Raw genomic sequence first — 22065 nt, 5'->3', positions numbered from 1 at the left:
AAATAAAACTAAATAACCTGCCCCCGATAAAATATCGGGAGCAGGTTGCGGCATAGGTGTTTTTTCTGAAGTCCCAAAAACAGGGTTCAGACTAAAAAATCCAATGGTTTTTTTGTTGTTCTAAAATTTTCGATCGGAGCCACCACCGCCGGAGCTTCCTCCGCCACCGCCTCTTGGGCCACCGCCACCTGATGAGTTTAATAGTGCAGGTAATAAATTCAAAATGAAATAAGTAAGTACTCCATTAAAGAACATCATATCAATGATGATGACCGCGATTACAATCGCAATGATGATGAATACTTTTAAAGTGGCCCATAAATTACTTGTTTTAGAATGACCAGTTTGTTCAGAGCCATTTAGAATAACATTATATAGAGATTTATATGTGTTTTTTATTGCAAGGGATTCTTCACCTTTTTTCAAATATGGAATAGCGCTCTGGTCCAAAATGTTACCAGATCTAATATCTGTTACAACTCCTTCTAAACCATATCCAACTTCGATTCTTATTTGTCTGTCTTTTTTTGCATATAACAAAAGAACACCATTATTTTTCTCTTTATTACCTAAACCATATTTTCGAAATGCTGTATTAGCATATTCTTTAATATCGTTTCCTTCCAGACTTGGGATTGTTAATACCGCGAGTTGAGCGGAGGTAGTGTCTTCTAATTTTTTCCCTAATTGAATTAGAGTTTGTGTATCTTCTCTGTTAAGAACATTTGCATAATCTTGTACATAAATGTCTCCTACTTGAGAAGGGACTTTAATTTCAGCATTTGCTCCTGTAGCAAATGAAAAAAGAAATCCTATTAGGAATATTGATGAGAGAAATTTTCTCATTTATTACCATCGCCACTAAAGTCAACCTCAGGTGTAGCTTTATCTTTTTCAGATACTTCAAAGTAATCCTTCTTCTCGAATCCAAAAGGTCCAGCTACTAGTACACCCGGGAATTTTTTGATTTTTTGGTTATAAACCGTTACTGCATCATTATAATCCTTACGAGCAATAGCTAGTCGATTTTCAGTTCCTTCTAGGCTATCCATTAATGCTTGGAAGTTTTGATTTGATTTTAAATCTGGATAGTTTTCAACCACTACTAATAAACGGCTTAGCGCTCCAGACAATTCTGCATCAGCTTTACTTTTATCAGCAGTCGTTTGAGCACCAGCTAATTTTGCGCGTGCATCTGTTACTGAAGCAATCACATCTTTCTCTTGTGTAGCATATCCTTTTACTGTATTTACTAAATTTGGTATTAAATCTGAACGACGTTTTAGTTGGTTATCAACTTGCGACATTTTATTTGTTACATTTTCTTCCTGAGTCACAAAGCTATTATAGCTTCCTACACCCATAAAGATTAGAACGACTACAATAATTAAAGCAATCCATATTCCTTTATTCTTCAAGAAAAAACACTCCATTTCCAAAATATGTATTTTTAAAGATGTTAGTATTAATATTTAACCATATTATTTGATATAAAGCATTTTTATTCAAATATTGAATGACAATTTAAATAAAATTAATAAAAATTTAATTATCTATTTGACTTAAACGTTTTATTTGTGATATAAATGTTTCATAACATTTTAATAGTGAGCGTTGAAAGGCTTAGTAGTGTGAATGGTATTGGATCAGAGAGCTAATGGTTGGTGAGAATTAGCACAGACATTGACATGAATTACACCCTGGAGCATTCTTTTTCGAAATTTGTTTAATGCAAATTAGGATTAGAACGGTTAACAACCGTTAATTGTATGAGAGGTAGCTAGATTTATTTGCTACAACTAGGGTGGTACCGCGATTATAATTATTCGTCCCTACTGTTTATCAGTAGGGACTTTTTGTTTTGTTTAAACGACGTATAGAGCAAAGAAGGGGTGGGCTAAAAATGGAAAATATCTTACAAGATTTAGAATTTCGTGGATTAATTAATCAAATGACAGATGAAGAAGGTCTACAAAAATTATTAAGCGAAGAATCTGTTTCATTATATTGTGGTTTTGACCCAACTGGTGATAGCTTACACATTGGTCACCTATTACCAGTGTTAATGTTAAAGAGATTTCAAGTGGCAGGTCATAAACCAATTGGTGTAGTAGGTGGAGCAACTGGAATGATCGGAGACCCAAGTGGTAAGAAGGCAGAACGTACGTTAAATACTGCTGATACAGTAAAAATGTTCAGTGAACGAATTCGTACACAATTATTACCATTTTTAAACTTCGAAGGTGAAAATGCTGCTAAAGTAGTTAATAACTTTGATTGGACAGGCGAATTAGATGTTATTACATTCTTACGTGACATCGGTAAAAACTTCGGATTAAACTACATGCTAGCTAAAGATTCAGTTGCATCTCGATTAGAAGCAGGTATTTCATTTACTGAATTTAGTTACATGATTTTACAATCATATGATTTCTTAAAATTATACCAAGACCATAACTGTAAATTACAAATTGGTGGTAGTGACCAATGGGGTAATATTACAGCGGGTATGGAATTAATCCGTAAGACAGAAGAAGATTCAAAAGCTTTTGGTCTTACAGTACCTTTAGTAACAAAAGCTGATGGTTCTAAATTTGGTAAAACAGAAGGCGGAGCAGTTTGGTTAGATCCAGAAAAAACAACTCCATACGAATTCTACCAATTCTGGATTAATACAGATGACCGTGATGTAGTTAAATACTTGAAATATTTTACTTTCTTAACGAAAGAGGAAATTTTAGAGCTTGAGAAACAATTTAATGAAGCACCTGAACAACGTGTTGCTCAAAAAGCATTAGCTGCTGAAGTAACGAAACTTGTTCACGGTGAAGCGGCTCTTGATCAAGCGATTAAAATTACAGAAGCATTATTTAGTGGATCTGTAAAAGAATTAACGGCTGCTGAAATCAAACAAGGTTTTAAAGACGTACCTTCATTTAATTTAAGTGAAGCAGAAAAAGGATTAGTAGACTTACTAGTTGAAGCAAAAATTTCTCCATCAAAACGTCAAGCACGTGAAGATGTACAAAACGGTGCAGTTTATGTAAATGGAGATCGTATACAGGACGTTGCAACTGTGTTAACTAAACAAGATGCAATTGAAGAACAATTTATTATTATCCGTCGTGGTAAGAAGAAATACCACTTGGTTACATTATAATATTGAACAAACAGTGAACGAAAAGCAGTAGTTTGATTGGGAGTAGTTCAGAGAGCGAGTGGTTGGTGAAAACTCGTCTACACAATCAAATGAATTACATTTCGGGAGTTTTCTTTTCGTAGTTAGTAGATCTAATGAAGGGAAGAACGTAAATCTACGTTACAGATTCGAGTGATAAGGAATTTTTCTTTTATAAGTATTTATTTCTTATAACTAGGGTGGTAACGCGATCGAGGTCGTCCCTATTTTTAATAGGGGTGCCTCGATTTTTTATTGGCTTTTTTTGAAAGGGTGAAAATTATGGAGATAGTTGCAACGAAAGATTACCGAATATTGGCAAAACTTAATGAAGGTGTTCAAAACCTACATGCTGATTTATTTCCAGATTTTTTTAAAGTTCATAATTCGGCTGAAATAACTGAGTTTTTCAAGAGTGTAGTTGATAAACCAGAGCATCATTTTTTCGTCGTTAAAGATGTCGAAGAATTAGTCGGTTATGCTTGGATTGAAATAAAAAATATACCTGAAGGACCGATAAAAAAGGCTTTTCGATTAGGGTATGTTCATCAGATAAGTATTAATGAAGAAAAAAGAAATAAGGGATACGGTTCATTCTTAATCCATAAAATTGCTTCATTTGCTCGTGAGAATAATCTTTCTAGAATTGAACTAGATTACTGGATCGACAATAAAAATGCAAGAAGCTTTTATGAGAAACTTGGGTTCGTAAAGTTTCGTGAACACGTATATATAGATGTATAAATAAGGGAGAGTTTATAAAATGAAAAATATTGAATTAGGTGCGTTAATCGTACTGTTTGCAGTTATTATGTCTAGTTGTCTAGTTATTTTAAAATCAGATCCACAAATTCCGCTCCTTTTATGTGTGGTTTGTTTAGCAGTATTTGGATTATTTAAGGGATTTAAATGGGAACAGATTGAAAATGGGATGAAAAAGGGTATTCAAAATGGATTGTCGCCTACATTAATCCTAATGATGATTGGTCTATTAATTGGTTCTTGGATGCTAAGTGGTACAGTTCCTACATTATTATTTTACGGAATTTCTGTTCTTTCAGCTAAATGGTTTGCGATTAGTGCAATTTTTATTACAATCATTGTTGCTAGTTTTACGGGTAGTACATTTACAACAATTGCTACAGTTGGTGTAGCGTTAATGGGAATCGCTCATATTATGGGGATTCCACCAGCAATTGCAGCAGGTGCAATTATTAGTGGAGCGTGTTTTGGTGATAAAATGTCACCAATCTCAGATACAACGAATTTCGTTCCAAGTATTTTAGGAATAAAGGTTAATGAACATATTCGACATATGGCATATACAACAATTCCAGCATTAATTGTTACAGTTATTTTATTTTTAATCATCGGTATGGGTAATGGAAATACAGATATGGCGCAAGTTACAGAAATGAAAAAAGCAATTTCATCTAGCTTTGAAGTGAATCCGTTATTATTAATCCCATGTTTAATTGTTTTTATTATGGCATTTAAAGGTTTTTCAACTTTACCAACAATGTCGGCTGGTATTGTTAGTTCATTAGTTTTAGCATCTTTCATTCAAAAGGATATTACGCTTGCAAAAGTGTTTACAACATTACAAAATGGATTCCAAACGGATACAGGTAATGAAATGCTTAATTCGATTGTTAACCGTGGAGGATTACAATCGATGATGTGGTCTGTGTCATTAATATTTATTGCACTTGCTCTAGGCGGATTATTACAAGAGCTACGTGTATTCGAGACATTAATACAGTCATTATCTAACTTGAAACGTAATGGGAATATTGTTATTGCAAGTACATTATCTGCAATGAGTGTAAATCTTTTAACAGGTGAACAATACTTATCAATTCTACTTCCTGGGCAATTATTAAAGGATGTATTTATCAAAAAAAATATTCCACTTAAAAACTTATCACGTGCATTAGAAGATGGCGGAACACTTTTTAATCCAATCGTTCCTTGGAGTGTAAGTGGAGCGTTTTTTGCTTCAACATTAGGAGTACCGGTTATTGATTACTTACCGTTTTCGTTCGTCCTATTTATTACACCACTATTCAGTATGTTAGCTGCTTTATTTGGTAAAGGATTAGAAGTTAAAAATAAAGGTGAAAGTTCTTCAAGAAATGTCGCATAAACAAATTGTTTCTACACAAACTAGTTTTTGTACGAACTGGTTAATGGAGGGAAAAAAATGAGTCATGCAGCAGGTGGTTCAAAGAAAAATCGTCCTAGTGATGCAAATCATGTAGATGCGAAAACGAAAGCACATCAAAAGAGACTTTCGAAGGATCAACATAATCCTATGGGCGACAAGTATCCTAGATAATTGAATAAATAATTTGAAACAATCCCTTATACGAAAGAAAGGACAAGCATTTCTTTTCGTATAGGGGATTTTTTATTTACGGTCTATCTGAAATAATGTTAAAGATTTGTGGCATATTCCAAATTTTAGTGAAATCCACCTAATTATTAGATAAAATAAAAGTTAAAGTAATTTTATTTAAGGGGATAAAGGTAATGAGTGTTTTTAAAATAATTACATATACAATAATTATTGGGATACTAAGTTATGTATTCTGTATCGTTTTTATCGGTGTAAATAGCTTTTTGCAATATCAGCATAAAGTACCTAAAAATGCAGATTATGTTATTGTATTAGGTGCTGGTTTGAAAAAGGATAAGCCAACTAGAGCTTTACGTTATCGAATTGAAACAGCAGCAAAATATGCTATGGAAAATAAAAGTGCAAAAATTATTGTTTCAGGTGGAAAAGGTCATGATGAATTGATATCAGAAGCTGAATGTATGAGGGTTGAATTAATCAAATTAGGAATTGCAGAAGATCGAATCATTAAAGAAGATTTATCAACAAATACATACGAGAATATGAAATTCTCCAAAAAACTTATTCACAGCGATCAAGCACAAGGAGTCGTTGTTTCGAATGATTATCATTTATTTAGATCTTTAAAATTGGCTAGAAAACAAGGGTTAAATGTAGTCGGTCTGCCTGCAAAAACACCAAAAGTAATTATACCGACAGCATACTTTAGAGAATGTTTATCTATTTTAAAAGCTATTTACTATAAACAAATTTAATCATTGTGGGGCAATCTATCATTTTTATAAAAACTATGAATTAATTTGTACCAATGTCCGTTTCATTTCTACTGATTGAAACATTTTATATTATATGGATTTGCTTGTCCAAATAATATGAAAGGAGTGACGTTAATGTCGTCAAAATTTTTATCAACTGGCGTATTAAGAAGACATTCAAGTACTCAGTTTTTAACAGTAGAAGCTCTTAATGTTGACCCGGATGACGCTCGTTCAGTGAGTGTTTTAATGTTTGACTGGTCAAGTGGTTCACCAATTATTCTTCCTATGGTTGATCCATCTACAGTAACAATTCCACCAAATCAATATAGAACATTTAGATCTTTCCAACTTCCAGTAAATTTATTTGCTTATGAAATAAGAATTCTTCATCCGAAAGATCGTGATGTTGTAGTAAATGTATTTGGACTTAGTGACATTGCATTTGATCCTCAAGAAGGTAATAATGCAGTGCAACATGACTTAGCGGTAGTGAAATTAAAATAATATAAAAGTTTATTTTAATACACCTCTCATTTCCGCATAAGTAGCCCTTCGAGTAATGTCGAGGGCTTTTTTTTATTTAAGCTTATCAAAAAATGAAGAAGAATAAACAAACTCCCTATCAAGTCTGGTAGGGAGTTTATGGCGTATGCATTATTAAGTTAATCTAGGTATAGGTATCATATTATTTATGATTCCTTTTTTGGTTCAAATTTTTATCTAAAACCAGAAAGTTAATTATGTTTGAACTATTTAATCACTGAATATGTAAAAGCAATTCCAACAGGTCTTTTATATTTGCCGGAGGATTCTTTTTTGTCAGTTCCAATCCGCGGATCATTCCATACTTCAAAATTATATATCTTTAAGTAATCTTTTGCTGTGATACGATAAGTTTTACCGGCTGGAACACTTATTTCGTAGGTGTCAGAAATAGTATAGCTGCTTTTATACGTAATTCCTAATTCCCCAGCTATTGCTTTAATCGGTAAACCTACTGTACCAGAAACTTCTATCTGTCTTGATTCAGTGATAGACATTGTTGCGGTACATTTACCTTTATAAGAACTCATACGAATAACTTCACCATTCCCATAAGTAGTATTTCTTTTTTTCACATATAACCCGTTATCCCATCTAGCTTTAATTGGAGTTGCAACTTCCTTGTCGAGATAACTGTCAATTTGGTCCTCTTTAATAACTACAGTGTATCCAAGAATATTTTCATCTTCTAATGGATTAATGACACCTAACTTCTTTAGGTCGTTTAAAACATCTTCGTTTGACACATTTATTTGTAAGTCTCCAATTTTATTAACCCCTATTTCAACTCCAGGTTCATCTTTTGAAACTACAACATCCTGACCTATTTCAAAAGTAATTTTCTTTGCTAATTCCTCATTAACTTCTTTTAGAGAATCTATATCTGTCAAAAGTTCAGTAGAAGGAGCATTCGTAAAATTTTTAATTTCTTCAGCTATAACATTCTCGGTCTCTTTGGATAAACATGGATAGGTAAATGTAATAGCTAATACTAGAGAAAGAATAACGACAAAAGCTTTCTTCATATCAAACATCCGAATTTATAGTATGTAAATATATTCACAATGTAAGTGTATAATAAATATTGGGATTTGAATGTATCTAAAAAAAGTCTTTTTGTTTTAAAAATGGAACATTACGAAGATAGATAGGGGATGTAGTTTTAAGCTAATTTTCTTCAACGCTTTGTAAAGACAAAAGCCTATTATACTAAAATAAAAATTGAATTTATAAAACTACATTAAAAACAATTTAGCCGATGTTTCTAATGGTTTAGTGAGTACTAGTACAAACTTGAAATAAATATAACCCCCTATTACTATAATAGGGGGTTTTAGAGGTGTGCCCAGCATGCGCATAATCTATAGGGTGAGAGTCCCGAGCCAAGAAGTCATCCTTTATAAGATGACTTTTTTACTGTTTAATGGGCTAAGTTTTCTAAAAAATTTACAAAATCTAGAAAAATTTCGTCATGTTCACATGCTTTTATTACTAGTGTCAATGAAACATTTAATTTTTTGTCAAATATTGATGTTAGTTTCGATTTAAAATTTGTGTCCACTATATCAGGTAAATCTAGATCGGAATATTCTTTTCTTATCATGTATAATGCAGCACTTTTTCTATTATCTAATAAAATAATATTGTATGTGGCACATATATCATAAATAATTCCTCTTACTTCTCTATTGGTATTAGTTAATTCGGTAAAATTCATAAAAATATCCAATCTGCAGCTTTGCAGTAACAGTAGCTTGTTTAAATAATTTTTTCATGTAAACCTCCATATAGTAATATTTTTGGACTTATGAAAACATTACTCTATTAATAGAGGTTGTGTGATTCCTTATTTGAAATATAAAATTTCAAAATTGAATTAATATAATTTGGGTTGATTTTGATATACTATTTACGTGATTAGGAAAATTAACATATGAGACCTCCAAACTTTTATATGTGAAATGATAAAGAACCACCCTAGAGCTAGCGGCGTGGTTCTTTTTTATTGTTCTGAATTATACTTCAACTGAAATTTTTTGGCGTGAAAACACTAGTAGTTGTTAAAGCGTTTTAAGAGAAGAGTGGTAAGTTAAGTGAACGGATTGGTAAAGCTACTTCTAGATGTATAGAAAAAAGCAAAAATTTTAAATGTTAGATAGATACTTAAAAAAAAGGTAGTGAACTGCGAAGAAAAGACTCGGAGTAAGTTGAAAAAATAGAATTTATCTTTAAAGATAGATTCTATTTTTGTTTAGCATCATTTACTTTAGAATAAAACTGTCATTATAATAGCTTTCTTATAAATCTACCTATTACTATAATTAAAACAACACTTAAAAATTGTATAGTAAATAGTGATAAAGTACTGATGTCCATATAGAATAGATTTTTGAGAATGGAATCTCCACAAAACCCTATAATGATGCATAAAAGTACTTCTGTCTTGAATTTAAAATTACTAAAGATAAATTTAAATACTTCGTTAGTATTCTTAAACATCAATCCACCCATTCTTTGGTTTTTTTATCTTTACTATCAATAAAACTTGCTAGTTTACCACCTAAATCCATATAATCTAATGCAAAATCTAAGCCTTTGCTAAGTAAATAAGCTACTGGAGCTGCGCCAATTGCTACCAATTTACTTTTTAAAGTTTTTGTAAACATTTTTTTAGCTTGGTCTTTCCCGACTTTTTTTATATATGCAGAAACAGAACCATAACCTAAACTACCAGTGGCAAGTGTACCAATAGCAACATTTAGTATAGATCCCATCACGTTTACGGTCATAATTCTAAGGTCACTACGACTATTTTGGTTTATATAATCTACTGTAGCCTCTAAATCATTGAATAATTCTGAATTAGGATTAAAGGCATTTGTAAGTGCTTCTTTATAAATCACTTTATCAACTCCGAAAGCACTAGCTTCCATTGCAACTGCTTCATAGAAAGCAATTTTTTCAACTTCTGACATTGTTTGTAAATTTAGTTCTTCAATAATGGGAGTTTCTTCAGGTATTATTATTTTAGAAGCATATGAAATAGGATTAGCGCCATCTTCATGGACAGCAGTAATCCGAATCAAATATTCGTTAGAATTAGAGTAATTTAACCCTCCATTAATTTCATAAGCTTTGTTATAAAAGGTAGATGGATCACCAGGGAAATCTGTTCCACTTCCATCACGTATAAAATTAACCTGTCCAGATTCTAGTTGTTCTCCGGTAGGGAACAATCCTTTATCTTTAGTAGTCCAAGTTGTTTCATTTGCAGGAATATCCCAATAACTAAAAATTGAACCGTTAAATAAAATTATCTGATACTTTGTTACATCCTCAATAGGTTCCCATGAAACATCTAAATACCCTGTTCCAGTACCATCTTCATTAGAAAATCCTTCAACTGTTGGTGCAGGCATTTGAGGATACTTATCGTTTACTGCACGACCTTGTAAAATTGGTGGAGCAGGCAAACTCGATTGAGAGTTTACATGTTTGGTATTGTTCTCAGTAATATGTTTAGTAATTCCTTTATTTAGCGTTTTCATTATTACCTCCAAAATGATTTTTTTTGGATATATTATCCAATGAAAACCTTACCACATTACATCGATAAGTGTGAGATCATATTTGAAATATTGCGTTTCAAATATGACTTGTACATTTCGATTAGTACATGATACTTTATGTGTTGATTGACAAAATATAAAAAAAATCCCTAGAATTGTTGATTTAACAACGATTCTAGGGATTTTATAAATGCTATTTACATAGCATTTTTATTAACGGTTGTAGAATTCAACGATAAGAGCTTCGTTGATTTCAGCTGGTAATTCAGAACGCTCTGGTAAGCGGTTGAAAGTACCTTCTAATTTGTCAGCGTTGAAAGTGATGTACTCAGGTACAAAGTTGTTAACTTCAACAGCTTCTTTAACTACAGCTAAGTTTTGTGATTTTTCACGTAAGCTGATAGTTTGGCCAATTTTCACACGGAAAGATGGGATGTCTACACGTTTGCCATCAACTAAGATGTGACCGTGGTTAACTAATTGACGAGCAGCACGACGAGTACGAGCAAGACCCATACGGTAAACTACGTTGTCTAAACGAGTTTCTAATAAGATCATGAAGTTTTCACCATGTTTACCAGTTAATTTACCAGCGATATCAAAAGTGCGACGGAATTGGCGCTCATTAACACCAAACATGTGACGAAGCTTTTGCTTCTCTTGTAATTGTAAACCGTATTCTGATAATTTTTTACGTTGGTTAGGTCCGTGTTGACCTGGTGCGTAAGGGCGTTTTTCTAATTCTTTACCTGTTCCGCTTAATGAAATGCCTAAACGGCGAGATAATTTCCAAGTAGATCCTGTATAACGAGACATTGATTGTCTCCTCCTTTAGTTTTTATTTTGGAGTAAAATAAAAACGTTCGTGTAGCCCCAGTTTGTTTATTTTGCTTTCATGTATCCTCGCTCCAGCAGCCAGAGTTACGCGATGACACCTCTTAAAAAACAGTAGAGGAACAAAATAAATATCAAGCCTGTGCTTACAACGCTGCGTTATTTTACACAAAAAATATTATAACCGGATAGTATAAAATAGTCAAGGGCAGTTTAGTTTTTAGCTGTTTATAAAAAAGAAATCCAATCAAGGATTCCTTTAGAAATTATATTTTCTTATCTAATTGTTTCTTCAATTAAATTTACGATTGCTTGAAGATATTTTTGATCCGTTTCATCAAAACGATTGAATTCCGGACTATCGATATCTAATACTCCAATTACTTCATCATTATGCATTAAAGGAATAACGATTTCTGAATTCGATGCAGCATCACAAGCGATGTGGCCTGGGAAATCGTGAACATTATCGATTCTTTGAACTGTTTTTGTTTGAGCAGATGTACCGCAAACTCCCTTGCCGTATGGTATACGTACACACGCAGGAAGACCTACAAATGGGCCTAATACTAATTCATTGCGATCGCCATCTTTTAAATAAAATCCTACCCAATTTATTTGGTGTAAAAACTGATTTAATAAGGCAGATGTATTTGCTAAATTAGCAATTAGGTTATGTTCACCATCTATTAAGGCTTTAACTTGAGCTGTTAGAGTATTATATTGTTGTTCTTTTGTACCTGAATATTCGACTTTTTGAAACATTTGTAGACCCCTTTCCCTATTTCATGTGAAATATCATAGCATATTTCGAAAGAATACTGGTAATTTTGTCGACCGATTTGTAGAGGAATTTATCAGTATTTCGCTAATTAATAAAGGAATTGATGTTGTAAAAGAGGGTGACGAGTATGGAGCAAGATAAACTTGCAACAAAGAAGAAAGTCATCGAGACAGCGCTTACGTTATTTAAAGTTAATGGATACCAGGGTACTTCAGTAAGGGACATTTCTAAAAAAGCAAATGTAAATATTGCGACGATTTCATATTATTTTAAAGGTAAACAAGGTTTACTTGAACATATCATAGTAGATTTTTTAGAAGGATACGTTGAAATTTTAGATAAATACAGTTTGTCATTGTATGATAAAAACGCAAATGTAATTTTAATGAACCTTGTTGGTGAAGTACTTAATTATTACTTTTTAAAAAAGGAATATGCTTCGATTTTTTACAGAGAGCTGACAATCGACTCGGTCTTCATTCGTGAAATTATGATGACTTATTTAGCAAGAGAGCGTTATACATTTACTCAAATTTATGATGCTATTCGTATGTCTAATGTGAAACTAACAATGCCATTTTCAGTCTTTTTCGTCCAATTAAAATCCTTCCTTTCAACACCGTACTTATTTCCAGGCTATTTAAATGAAGTATTGTATATACAACAAAATGATATGTATTTTTTTGAAAGATATAAAGAGTATGTTGAGAAGTGGATCGAATCACTATTCGATATGGATGAGAGACTAGTTAGTCGAGTAGAACTGTCATCCTAAAAGTTCGCCTTTTTCATTGTGAAAAATCACAATGGAAAGGCGTTTTTCGTTGTTTAAAAATCTGAAATTTCTACAAGCTTTTACAGTATTTATTATAGTTTGATAAAAATATGAAAAAATTGAAAAAATTAAGCCAAAAATCAACTTTATCATGTTATTATTAACTATGACCTAAATAAAGAGCGATTTATTAACTCAAAAAATAACGTACAAATAAATAGATTCAGATGGCAGTAAAAGGAGGTACATCAGGGAAAATGACAATGACATTCTATGTAATTTTAGTCGTAATAGCTATTGTTATCGCATTAATGATTGTAGCCTTAACAATTCGACAACGTTTATTCAAAAAACTCGATGAACTTGAATCGTGGAGAATGCAGTTAATGAGTAAGCCAGTTACGGATGAACTTTCAAAGCTAAAGGCCTTAAATATGACCGGCCAAACGGAAGAGCTTTTTGATAAATGGAGAACCGATTGGGATGAACTAGTTACAACTTTTTTACCAAAAGTAACTGATTCCATCTCAGAAATAGATGAGGCAATTAATAAATATCATTTCATGAAAGCTAAAGCAGGGATTAGTGAAATTGAGGGAAGCCTAACTGAAGCTGAATCAAGCATCGATAAAATTCTAAATGAGGTAAGTGACCTAGTAGGTAGCGAAGAACAAAATAATTCGGATATTGAAATGTTAAACCAAGAGTATCTTGAGCAAAGAAAGCTTTTATTAACTCATCGTCATTTATATTCAATTTCTGAAACTCAGTTGGAACAAAAAATGGATGATATCAAACAACAAATTCAATTATTTAATGACACAACTGAAAAAGGAAACTATTTAGAAGCAAGAGGCTTAGTGAAAGAAATTGCTGATCTAGTACATATACTAAAAACAAATATGCAAATCATACCGGATTTATATATTGAATCTTCTACTACAATGCCCTCTCAAATACATAATTTAACTGATGGTTTAAAGCAAATGAAAGCAGATGGATATGTGCTTGATTTTGAAGCATTAGAAAATGAAACAATTGATTGCTCTAAAATATGTATCGACTGTGTCGAATTAATTAAAAAACTAGAAATCACAGAAGCGAATGATAAGCTTGAATTTGTGAAAGCAAAAGTCGATTCAATCTATGATTTATTAGAAAAAGAAGTAGAGAGTAAATTTGTAGTAGAAAAAGAAATATGGACTTCTCAGGAAGAAATTCAAAGTATTCGAGAAGATAATTTGAAAACAAAAGAAGAGACGCAATTAGTTGAGCAAATTTATGAATTAAGTGATGAAGATACTCAAGCTCAAAAAATGGTTGAAAAGCAAGTAAGCATCATTACAAAACGCTTTGAATTATTGCAGATCCGTGTAGCGGAACAAGATCTTGCATTTTCTGTAATAAGAGAAGAATTAGATTTATTAAAAAAGCAAATGGAAGATGTTAAAGAATCTCATTTGATGTATGTTGAAATGCTAAAAGCACTTCGAAAAGATGAATTACAAGCTCGTGATCAATTAATTGAAATGAAACGATTAATGTTAGAGGTCAAACGTCTTGTTCAAATTTCTAATTTACCTGGTATGCCAGTTTCTTCTATGAAACAAATACAAGATGCTCAAGAAAGTATGCAAATTGTTTATTTGGAATTAGAGAAAAAGCCATTAAAAATGACGCATGTTTCATTTTTACTAGAAAAAGCAGCAACAGCTGTACATGTTTGCTATAATGATACGAAATATATGATTGAACAAGGGTATTTCGTAGAAAAAGTGATACAATATGGAAATCGCTATAGAAGTAAAAATGAACAAATGGCAACGTCAATGGACAGGGCAGAGCAATTATTTAGAGAATTTCAATATAACGAAGCTCTAGAAGAAGCTGCCGTTTCAATTGAAAAAATTGAACCTGGTGCAATCGATAAATTACAAGAAATACTAAATGAACAAAAGTACACACTACCCCTATAGATGTAAATCTTAGGGGTTTCGTCTGTTTTCAGATATAATGAAAAATGGACTCAAGCAATATGGAGGTACAAAAAAATATGATTTATTTTGATAATAGCGCGACTACTAAGCCTTATAAAGAGGTTTTAGACACATATATGACTGTTTCGGACCAATTTTTTGGAAATCCCTCTTCGATTCATAAGCTAGGTGGACGCTCAGAGCAATTACTCTCAAAAGCTAGAAACCAAATTGCAGAGCTTTTATCAGTTCAACCATCAGAAATCATCTTTACATCAGGTGGAACAGAGGGGAATAATTTAGCAATAAAAGGAACTGCCATGATGCATCGTTCAAGGGGGAAGCATTTAATTACGACTGAAATTGAACATCCTTCAATTTATGAAGCGTACAAACAATTAGAGGATCTAGGATTTGAAGTAACCTACTTATCCCCAAACGAAGATGGGTTTATTTCTGTTGACCAATTAAAAAATGCGTTAAGAGATGATACGATATTAGTTTCTGTCATTCATGTAAATAATGAAACAGGAGCAATTCAACCGATAGCCGAAATTGGGCGATTATTAACGGATTATCCTAAAGTATTTTTCCATGTTGACGCGGTTCAAGGAGTAGGGAAAGTACCATTAAATATTAAACAAGCTGCGATCGATTTATTATCTATTTCTGGTCATAAATTTCATAGTGTAAAAGGAACTGGAATTTTATATATTAGAGAAGGTGTAACATTATCATCTTTAATGACAGGTGGTTCACAGGAAAGAGAGATTCGTTCAGGAACGGAAAATCTAGCAGGAATTGTTGCGATGGCAAAAGCGTTAAGAATCACCCTAGAAAAACAAAAAACAATGAATGATCACCTATATAACATGAGAAACGCACTCATTCAAAATTTAGAGATGATTGACTATACTGTATTGAACTCACCACAATCAGATTTTGCTCCACATATAATAAATATTTCATTTGTAGGATTAAAGCCTGAAGTAATTGTCCATGCTCTATCTGAAGAAAATGTTTTTATTTCTACAAAATCAGCATGTTCTTCTAAAACTTTTGAGATAAGCCGAGTACTACAAAGTATGGGTAAGAACGAAAAAGTAGCAAGTAGTGCTGTCAGAATAAGTCTTTCTTATGAAAATACAATGAGTGAAGTAGAGCAGTTTAACAAAATAATTAAAGAAGTAATTAAAAATTTATATAAAGTAATGGGGTAACAGCATGAATGTAGAATATATTTTAATTCGCTATGGAGAAATGACTACAAAAGGAAAAAATCGAGGTCGATTTACAAGTATATTAAGAGAAAATGTTCGAAATCGATTAAAAGCTTATGAAAAAATTAAAATCACTGCAACGCGTGATCGTATGTATATAAAATTAAATGGTGAAGACCATGAGAAGGTTGCTGCCAACCTAAAGGAAGTTTTCGGAATTCATACGTTTAGTTATGCTAGAAAAGTTGATACTGAATTAGATGCAATTAAAAAAGGTGCTCTTGAAGCTATTAACGAGCTTGGTGATAATGTTAAAACATTTAAAGTTAACGTACAACGTAGTTATAAACAATTCCCATTAAATACGCCACAGTTAAATCGCGAGCTAGGTGGGTATATTCTTCAAAATACTGAACACTTAACTGTAGATGTTCATCAGCCAGATGTAGCTGTTCGAGTAGAAGTGCGTGATGATGCTACATATATTACTTGTGGAGAAGAATATGGTGCAGGTGGCTATCCAGTTGGAGTTGGCGGAAAAGTTATGTTATTACTTTCTGGTGGAATCGATAGCCCAGTAGCAGCGTACATGTTATTAAAACGAGGTGTGTCAATAGAGGCGATTCATTTTGAAAGTCCTCCTTTTACGAGTGATCGTGCAAAACAAAAAGTATTTGATTTAGCAAGTAAATTAACTAGATATTGTAGACGAGTGACTTTACATGTTATACCATTTACTGAAATTCAAAAAGCAATTCATAAAGAAATGCCTGCAAGCTATACAATGACAATCATGAGACGTGTTATGCTTAAAATTGCAGAGCAAGTTTCTGTTGATCGAAAAGCACTTGCTTTAGCAACTGGTGAAAGTTTAGGTCAAGTGGCAAGCCAAACATTGGAAAGTATGCATACAATCAATGAAGTAACTAATTATCCAGTTTTAAGACCACTATTAGCTATGGATAAATTAGAGATTATGGATATTGCTAAAAAAATTGATACGTATGATATCAGTATTAGACCTTATGAGGATTGCTGTACAATTTTTACTCCAGCTAATCCAACTACAAAACCAAAACGTGATAAAGTGGCTCGTTACGAGAGTCGTTTTGACTTTACTGAACTAATAAATGAAGCTGTAGTTAATAGAGAATCAATCATTTTTGAGAACGAAATGATTCGAAATCAAACGTCAACAAAAGAAGAAGAAATCAATATCGACGCACTTTTATAAAATTACTAAAAATTACCAGTGAAAATATGAATGAAGATATGTGTTTTATCACACTCTATACTCACAAGGAGGTGACAACACATGTCAAATAGAAATAATTCAGGTAGCAATCAATTATTAGTTGATGGTGCTGAGAATGCTTTAAACCAAATGAAGTATGAAATCGCTACAGAATTTGGTGTAAACCTTGGTCCAGATTCAACTTCACGTGCTAATGGTTCTGTTGGTGGTGAAATCACAAAGCGTTTAGTACAAATGGCTGAACAAAGCCTTGGTGGATTTTCTCGATAATAAAATTTAAATAATTATGGATTAAGGGGTAGGGTAAAACCTACCTCTTTTCTATTTCGTTTAATTTAATATTTAAGATTAACTTTGCTATAATTGAGGGAATAAATTAAAGGAGAGACCTGTTCATGCCAAATATCGAAAATGAATTTATTAAAATTACAACTAAATCACAGGGAGCAGAGTTGACGGGTATCTTTACAAAAAAAGATAATTTAAATTATTTATGGAATGCTGACCCTGCTTATTGGGGGAGACATGCACCTGTTTTATTTCCGAATGTTGGTAAATTAATTGATAATCAGTATAAAGTGGATAATAAAGTTTATGAGCTTTCTCAACATGGTTTTGCAAGAGATATGGATTTTCAATTAACTGAAATGAAAGAAGACTATATTAACTATGAGTTAATCAGTAGTGAACACACGCTTTTAAAATATCCATTTCAATTTTCATTAAATATTAATTATAAGATTAAGAACAATACAGTTTTTATTAATTATGTTGTAACGAATAATGATCAGAAATCAATGCCATTTTCAATAGGTGCTCATCCGGCGTTTAACATACCACTAAAGGAAGATGAAACTTTTGAGGATTATTACTTACAGTTTGAAGAGGAAGAAAAATTAGAAACAATTAAATTAGAAGGACCATATCGAAGTGGTAAAAGAGAACTAATCGGTCAAAATATTAAAAACTTACCATTAACTCGTGAACTATTTAAGGATGATGCATTAATTTTTGAAAAACTTAATAAAAACGAGCTGACAATTCGTTCGAAATATCATAGTAATACAATCAAAGTTCAATTTGAAGGGTTTCCATACGTTGGAATATGGACTACACAAACAGCACCTTTTCTATGTATTGAACCGTGGTATGGAATTGCAGATGAAATCGGCCCAGTAAAAGAAATGAAAAATAGACTTGGTATTCAAATACTAAATCCAAATGAAACATTTACTTGTACATACAGTATTACAGTTGAAAGTGATTGATTTACAGGGAAGGCGAAGAGTTTAGAGCTCGCTATTTTGATGAAATAAACTATCTTTTTTAGGTAGTTTATTTTTTTTGTGAGTTTTTGTTTAAATTTTCTGAAAAATAGTCGAAAAATAGCAGGAATTGACTATACAATTAACGAAACCATTATTATTCTATTTTGCAAAATTCAAAATATAATTTTAGTAATGATCAAAAGGGGGACTAACTAAGATGAACAGTACAAGTCTAATCGCTCCAAAAGTATATAATCTCGTTTGGGAAATTGAAAAATTTGCTTCAACTGATAAAGTGGCGTTAAAGTGGGTTGACATAAATGGAGAATCCCACCAATTAACATATAAGGAACTATATAATAAAGTTCACCAATATGCTTTTACATTTAAAAATAGTGGCATCGAAAAAGGGGACAAACTTTTTGTCATGATGCCAAGATGTATTGAGACTTATGTAGTTTATTTAGCTATTTTAAAAATTGGATGTGTTGTAATCCCAGGATCTGAAATGTTAACGGTTAAGGATATTCAGTACCGTCTTGAACATAGTGAAGTAAAAGCGATTGTTTCGCATGATGAATATATAGGTACTTTTAGCGATATTGCTAAAACTGGAAAATATAAATTATTTACGATTCATAATCAACAAACAGTGTGGACTTCATTGAATGACCAAGCAATTAGTGGAGCACATGTATTAACTGTGGAAACAAAAAGTGATGACTTAGCGTTTATTTCATATACGTCAGGAACGACTGGCAATCCTAAAGGTGTTGTACACACTCATAGTTGGGGGTTTGCACATATTCGTACAGTTGCTTCTAATTGGCTAGATGTGACTGAAGATGATACTGTATGGGCAACTGCAGGGCCAGGGTGGCAAAAGTGGATTTGGAGTCCATTTCTAGCGACATTAGGCAGTGGGGCAACGGGTTTCTTTTATGAAGGGAAATTTGATTCAGATACTTTCCTAACATTACTAAAGGAGCAAAATATAACAGTATTTTGTAGTACGCCAACCGAATACCGTTTTATGGCAAAGGTTGAAAATCTAGATCAATATCAATTACCTACATTAAGAAGTGCTGTATCAGCAGGAGAGCCTTTAAATCAAGAAGTAATCCGTACGTTCAAAAAGCATTTCAATGTTGATGTAAGAGATGGTTATGGACAAACTGAAAATACTTTATTAATCGGGACGATGAAGGATATTAAAGCAAAAGTAGGTTCAATGGGTATACCAACGCCAGGAAACTTAGTTGAAATCGTTGATGATGAAGGAAATCCAATTGGGGTTAACGAAGTGGGACATATCGCAGTACATTTAAGCTCACCAGCATTATTTAAACATTATTATAGTGATATGGAACGCACAAAAGCACAAAGAAAAGGCGAGTATTATTTAACGGGTGACCGAGCTAAGAAAGATGAAGATGGCTACTATTGGTTTGATGGGCGAAGTGACGACATCATTATTAGTTCTGGTTATACAATTGGTCCTTTTGAAATAGAAGATGCGTTAGTACAACATAAACTTGTAAAAGAATGTGCGGTTGTTGCTAGTCCAGATCCATTACGTGGAAATGTTGTTAAAGCATTTGTTGTTTTGACTGAAAATACTACAAATCAAGATGACTTAGTATCTGAACTACAAGAACACGTGAAAAAAATTACTGCTCCTTATAAATATCCACGTAAAATTGAATTTGTCCAAGAGCTACCAAAAACAACTTCTGGTAAAATTCGCCGAGTAGAATTACGTGCGATGGAACAATTACGTGAATCCAATTAAATACTTATGTTAAAATGAGGGAAAATTCCCTCTTTTTTTGATTTTGAGACAATTTATCTTTCAAAATAAAAAACGAAACTATTTTAAGAACGGTTGGTGGAATGAAATGAAGAAGCTTTGGCATAATGGTTTATTCTATACGATGGAAAGTGAAGGGGAAACTGTAGACTCAATCATTACTGAAGGTGAACAAATTTTAAAAACAGGAACATATGAAGCTTTACTTTCTTCTTTAGAGGGTGAACAATTTGAGAAAATCAATTGTAACGGAAAAATCGGTTTTCCAGGTTTCATTGATAGTCATTTGCATTTAATTGGTCATGGAGAAGCGATGAATCGTGTAGATTTGTCAAAGTGTCAATCATATGACGAGATGCTTGATCGAATGAAAAAAGTTGTAAATGACGCGCACCCAAATGAGTGGATTGTTGGGGAAGGATGGAATGAAAACGAATGGAACTCAAAAGCAGTATTTTGCATTGACGACTTAAATAGTTTATCAAGCACAAATCCACTTGTGTTAAAAAGAACTTGTAGACATGTCTACTTTGTAAATTCTCTTGCACTTGATCATGCATCAATAAATGAACAAATGCAAATCGAAGGAGGACAAATTGGCTGTTTTGAGGATGGTCGTTTAAACGGATTATTGTATGATGAAGCTGTCAATTTAATCATTAAAGCGATGCCGGCACCTGACGATCAGTATTTGTCAAAAGCAATCATTTCCGCTATTAAAGATTGTTATCAATACGGTATTGTTGGAGCGGTTACAGAGGATTTATCCTATTATGGAAACGCAAATTTAGTGATAGATTTATATGAGCGATTGTTAAATGAAGTTCCATTTCATACTCATGTTTTAATTCATCATACGACTTTGGATGAAGTCAAAGGAAGATTACATAATGGCAATAAAAATGTATCATTTGGAGGCGTAAAAGCATTTATTGATGGTTCATTTGGTGGTCGCACTGCACTGTTACAAAAACCTTATGAAGACGATCAAAGCATAACAGGATTACAAGTGACTTCTTTAGAAAAATTAGAAATAATTACAAAAAAAGCGCGTGAAAATGGATTGCCAATAGCATTTCATATGATTGGAGATTTAGCCGTTAAGCAAGCTATTGATGTTGTTAAAAAATATCCTAATCAAACTCAGCTACCTGATCGTTTTATACATTGTGCACTTTTATCTCCAAAATTAATTGAGGAAATGAAAGAATTAAACATCGTTGTAGATGTACAAACCTCATTTATATATGCCGATTATCCATGGCTAGTAGAACGCATTGGTCAAAGCCGAAATGAATATGCATATTTAATTAAAACACTATTAAATGAATCAATCGCTATAGCAAATGGTTCGGATACACCGATTGATACAATTAATCCGTGGCAAGGTATATATACAGCGGTAACCCGAAAAGCAAAAGACCAGATAGCATATAATATCGATGAAGCAATTAGCCTATATGAGGCAATTAAACTATATACGATTGATAGTGCGGCTTCGTTTCGTCAAGAAGATAAAAGAGGTCTCATAAAAGAAGGATATTCTGCTGACATTATTTTATTTGATGAAAATCCATTTGAGTTAGAAAAAGATGATCTACAGTCTGTTAAATGCAGTGAAACTATTTGCCGAGGTAATATTGTCTATAAAAGACATGAGTAAGTTAATGGAAGGTCAAGCGAGAGTGCCCTAGAAGTTTTTTGTTACCAACAAACAACTAGAATTTACATTAAAA

Annotated in this window: 21 protein-coding genes and 2 other annotated features; of the genes, 14 read left to right on the top strand and 7 right to left on the bottom strand. The window is 32.6% G+C overall.

Annotated elements, in window-relative coordinates; all coding sequences use genetic code 11:
• Window positions 1–120: 120 nt before the first annotated feature.
• Both ACFVRR_RS13595 and ACFVRR_RS13590 read right to left on the bottom strand, forming a co-directional pair.
• The gene (locus tag ACFVRR_RS13595) at window positions 121–846 is read right to left on the bottom strand and encodes a TPM domain-containing protein (protein ID WP_387329240.1); all 726 of its coding nucleotides are present in this window, start codon (window positions 844–846) and stop codon (window positions 121–123) included.
• The gene (locus tag ACFVRR_RS13590; protein WP_069034636.1) at window positions 843–1418 is read right to left on the bottom strand and encodes a LemA family protein; all 576 of its coding nucleotides are present in this window, start codon (window positions 1416–1418) and stop codon (window positions 843–845) included. The genes ACFVRR_RS13595 and ACFVRR_RS13590 overlap by 4 nt, the downstream gene beginning before the upstream one ends.
• 187 nt (window positions 1419–1605) lie before the next feature.
• Window positions 1606–1837 (top strand) — a binding site (T-box leader).
• Between the two features lie 66 nt (window positions 1838–1903).
• On the opposite strand from ACFVRR_RS13590, the gene tyrS reads away from it, so the two are divergent.
• From tyrS to ACFVRR_RS13560, 6 genes are all read left to right on the top strand, one after another.
• The gene (tyrS, locus tag ACFVRR_RS13585) at window positions 1904–3160 is read left to right on the top strand and encodes a tyrosine--tRNA ligase (RefSeq protein ID WP_387329237.1); all 1257 of its coding nucleotides are present in this window, start codon (window positions 1904–1906) and stop codon (window positions 3158–3160) included.
• A 4-nt stretch (window positions 3161–3164) separates the two neighbouring features.
• Window positions 3165–3407 (top strand) — a binding site (T-box leader).
• Window positions 3408–3460: 53 nt separating this feature from the next.
• Window positions 3461–3922, top strand: coding sequence for a GNAT family N-acetyltransferase (locus ACFVRR_RS13580; protein WP_387329234.1), 462 nt, complete (start codon window positions 3461–3463; stop codon window positions 3920–3922).
• 19 nt (window positions 3923–3941) lie between these two features.
• Entirely contained in the window at window positions 3942–5324 is a 1383-nt protein-coding gene (gene nhaC, locus ACFVRR_RS13575; protein ID WP_387329232.1) for a Na+/H+ antiporter NhaC, read from the top strand.
• 57 nt (window positions 5325–5381) lie between these two features.
• Window positions 5382–5516 carry a hypothetical protein gene (locus ACFVRR_RS13570; protein WP_097979132.1) on the top strand — a complete coding sequence of 45 codons (135 nt, stop codon included), beginning with the start codon at window positions 5382–5384 and terminating at the stop codon, window positions 5514–5516.
• 194 nt (window positions 5517–5710) lie between these two features.
• Window positions 5711–6292 (top strand): YdcF family protein, encoded by a 582-nt coding sequence (locus ACFVRR_RS13565; RefSeq protein WP_387329228.1) that lies wholly within the window; start codon window positions 5711–5713, stop codon window positions 6290–6292.
• Window positions 6293–6427: 135 nt separating this feature from the next.
• A complete protein-coding gene (locus tag ACFVRR_RS13560; protein WP_387329225.1) occupies window positions 6428–6799 on the top strand; it encodes a hypothetical protein in 372 nt (123 codons plus the stop codon).
• A gap of 245 nt (window positions 6800–7044) precedes the next feature.
• Here ACFVRR_RS13560 and ACFVRR_RS13555 read toward each other — a convergent pair whose 3' ends face one another.
• From ACFVRR_RS13555 to ACFVRR_RS13535, 5 genes are all read right to left on the bottom strand, one after another.
• Complete coding sequence (locus ACFVRR_RS13555; RefSeq protein WP_387329222.1) at window positions 7045–7863, bottom strand: hypothetical protein; 819 nt, start codon at window positions 7861–7863, stop codon at window positions 7045–7047.
• Between the two features lie 395 nt (window positions 7864–8258).
• Complete coding sequence (locus ACFVRR_RS13550) at window positions 8259–8555, bottom strand: hypothetical protein (RefSeq protein WP_056473510.1); 297 nt, start codon at window positions 8553–8555, stop codon at window positions 8259–8261.
• Between the two features lie 781 nt (window positions 8556–9336).
• Complete coding sequence (locus ACFVRR_RS13545) at window positions 9337–10386, bottom strand: hypothetical protein (RefSeq protein WP_387329219.1); 1050 nt, start codon at window positions 10384–10386, stop codon at window positions 9337–9339.
• A gap of 234 nt (window positions 10387–10620) precedes the next feature.
• Window positions 10621–11223, bottom strand: a complete 603-nt coding sequence (gene rpsD / locus ACFVRR_RS13540) for a 30S ribosomal protein S4 (RefSeq protein ID WP_056472146.1) — start codon at window positions 11221–11223, stop codon at window positions 10621–10623.
• A gap of 294 nt (window positions 11224–11517) precedes the next feature.
• Entirely contained in the window at window positions 11518–12006 is a 489-nt protein-coding gene (locus ACFVRR_RS13535; RefSeq protein ID WP_098426542.1) for a GAF domain-containing protein, read from the bottom strand.
• A gap of 146 nt (window positions 12007–12152) precedes the next feature.
• Here ACFVRR_RS13535 and refZ point away from each other — a divergent pair, with 146 nt between their 5' ends.
• The 8 genes from refZ (at window position 12153) to ACFVRR_RS13495 (ending at window position 21992) form a co-directional block, all read left to right on the top strand.
• Window positions 12153–12800: a forespore capture DNA-binding protein RefZ gene (refZ, locus tag ACFVRR_RS13530; RefSeq protein ID WP_387329215.1), complete on the top strand. Its 648-nt coding sequence runs from the start codon at window positions 12153–12155 to the stop codon at window positions 12798–12800.
• 257 nt (window positions 12801–13057) lie between these two features.
• Window positions 13058–14776 carry a septation ring formation regulator EzrA gene (gene ezrA / locus ACFVRR_RS13525; RefSeq protein ID WP_387329212.1) on the top strand — a complete coding sequence of 573 codons (1719 nt, stop codon included), beginning with the start codon at window positions 13058–13060 and terminating at the stop codon, window positions 14774–14776.
• Between the two features lie 77 nt (window positions 14777–14853).
• Window positions 14854–15996 carry a cysteine desulfurase family protein gene (locus ACFVRR_RS13520; RefSeq protein WP_387329209.1) on the top strand — a complete coding sequence of 381 codons (1143 nt, stop codon included), beginning with the start codon at window positions 14854–14856 and terminating at the stop codon, window positions 15994–15996.
• 4 nt (window positions 15997–16000) lie between these two features.
• Window positions 16001–17230 carry a tRNA uracil 4-sulfurtransferase ThiI gene (thiI, locus tag ACFVRR_RS13515; protein WP_387329206.1) on the top strand — a complete coding sequence of 410 codons (1230 nt, stop codon included), beginning with the start codon at window positions 16001–16003 and terminating at the stop codon, window positions 17228–17230.
• Window positions 17231–17311: 81 nt separating this feature from the next.
• Window positions 17312–17521: an alpha/beta-type small acid-soluble spore protein gene (locus ACFVRR_RS13510; RefSeq protein ID WP_097979120.1), complete on the top strand. Its 210-nt coding sequence runs from the start codon at window positions 17312–17314 to the stop codon at window positions 17519–17521.
• 125 nt (window positions 17522–17646) lie between these two features.
• Window positions 17647–18519, top strand: a complete 873-nt coding sequence (locus ACFVRR_RS13505) for an aldose 1-epimerase family protein (RefSeq protein WP_387329203.1) — start codon at window positions 17647–17649, stop codon at window positions 18517–18519.
• A 217-nt stretch (window positions 18520–18736) separates the two neighbouring features.
• Complete coding sequence (gene mbcS, locus ACFVRR_RS13500) at window positions 18737–20311, top strand: acyl-CoA synthetase MbcS (protein WP_387329200.1); 1575 nt, start codon at window positions 18737–18739, stop codon at window positions 20309–20311.
• Between the two features lie 106 nt (window positions 20312–20417).
• Window positions 20418–21992 carry an amidohydrolase gene (locus tag ACFVRR_RS13495; RefSeq protein WP_387329197.1) on the top strand — a complete coding sequence of 525 codons (1575 nt, stop codon included), beginning with the start codon at window positions 20418–20420 and terminating at the stop codon, window positions 21990–21992.
• The last annotated feature ends 73 nt before the right edge of the window (window positions 21993–22065 follow it).

The sequence above is a fragment of the Gottfriedia sp. NPDC057948 genome (assembly GCF_042887255.1).
Classification (GTDB): domain Bacteria; phylum Bacillota; class Bacilli; order Bacillales; family Bacillaceae_G; genus Gottfriedia.
The sequence above is the reverse complement of the archived record's forward strand: the minus strand, read 5'-3'. Positions and strand labels throughout refer to the sequence as shown.

What these genes read in the sequence shown, in the direction of transcription:
- ACFVRR_RS13595 (WP_387329240.1), bottom strand. Translation starts at nt 846, where the DNA reads ATGAGAAAATTTCTCTCATCAATATTCCTAATAGGATTTCTTTTTTCA.
- tyrS (WP_387329237.1), top strand. Translation starts at nt 1,904, where the DNA reads ATGGAAAATATCTTACAAGATTTAGAATTTCGTGGATTAATTAATCAA.
- ACFVRR_RS13580 (WP_387329234.1), top strand. Translation starts at nt 3,461, where the DNA reads ATGGAGATAGTTGCAACGAAAGATTACCGAATATTGGCAAAACTTAAT.
- nhaC (WP_387329232.1), top strand. Translation starts at nt 3,942, where the DNA reads ATGAAAAATATTGAATTAGGTGCGTTAATCGTACTGTTTGCAGTTATT.
- ACFVRR_RS13570 (WP_097979132.1), top strand. Translation starts at nt 5,382, where the DNA reads ATGAGTCATGCAGCAGGTGGTTCAAAGAAAAATCGTCCTAGTGATGCA.
- ACFVRR_RS13565 (WP_387329228.1), top strand. Translation starts at nt 5,711, where the DNA reads ATGAGTGTTTTTAAAATAATTACATATACAATAATTATTGGGATACTA.
- ACFVRR_RS13560 (WP_387329225.1), top strand. Translation starts at nt 6,428, where the DNA reads ATGTCGTCAAAATTTTTATCAACTGGCGTATTAAGAAGACATTCAAGT.
- ACFVRR_RS13555 (WP_387329222.1), bottom strand. Translation starts at nt 7,863, where the DNA reads ATGAAGAAAGCTTTTGTCGTTATTCTTTCTCTAGTATTAGCTATTACA.
- ACFVRR_RS13550 (WP_056473510.1), bottom strand. Translation starts at nt 8,555, where the DNA reads ATGAATTTTACCGAATTAACTAATACCAATAGAGAAGTAAGAGGAATT.
- ACFVRR_RS13545 (WP_387329219.1), bottom strand. Translation starts at nt 10,386, where the DNA reads ATGAAAACGCTAAATAAAGGAATTACTAAACATATTACTGAGAACAAT.
- rpsD (WP_056472146.1), bottom strand. Translation starts at nt 11,223, where the DNA reads ATGTCTCGTTATACAGGATCTACTTGGAAATTATCTCGCCGTTTAGGC.
- ACFVRR_RS13535 (WP_098426542.1), bottom strand. Translation starts at nt 12,006, where the DNA reads ATGTTTCAAAAAGTCGAATATTCAGGTACAAAAGAACAACAATATAAT.
- refZ (WP_387329215.1), top strand. Translation starts at nt 12,153, where the DNA reads ATGGAGCAAGATAAACTTGCAACAAAGAAGAAAGTCATCGAGACAGCG.
- ezrA (WP_387329212.1), top strand. Translation starts at nt 13,058, where the DNA reads ATGACAATGACATTCTATGTAATTTTAGTCGTAATAGCTATTGTTATC.
- ACFVRR_RS13520 (WP_387329209.1), top strand. Translation starts at nt 14,854, where the DNA reads ATGATTTATTTTGATAATAGCGCGACTACTAAGCCTTATAAAGAGGTT.
- thiI (WP_387329206.1), top strand. Translation starts at nt 16,001, where the DNA reads ATGAATGTAGAATATATTTTAATTCGCTATGGAGAAATGACTACAAAA.
- ACFVRR_RS13510 (WP_097979120.1), top strand. Translation starts at nt 17,312, where the DNA reads ATGTCAAATAGAAATAATTCAGGTAGCAATCAATTATTAGTTGATGGT.
- ACFVRR_RS13505 (WP_387329203.1), top strand. Translation starts at nt 17,647, where the DNA reads ATGCCAAATATCGAAAATGAATTTATTAAAATTACAACTAAATCACAG.
- mbcS (WP_387329200.1), top strand. Translation starts at nt 18,737, where the DNA reads ATGAACAGTACAAGTCTAATCGCTCCAAAAGTATATAATCTCGTTTGG.
- ACFVRR_RS13495 (WP_387329197.1), top strand. Translation starts at nt 20,418, where the DNA reads ATGAAGAAGCTTTGGCATAATGGTTTATTCTATACGATGGAAAGTGAA.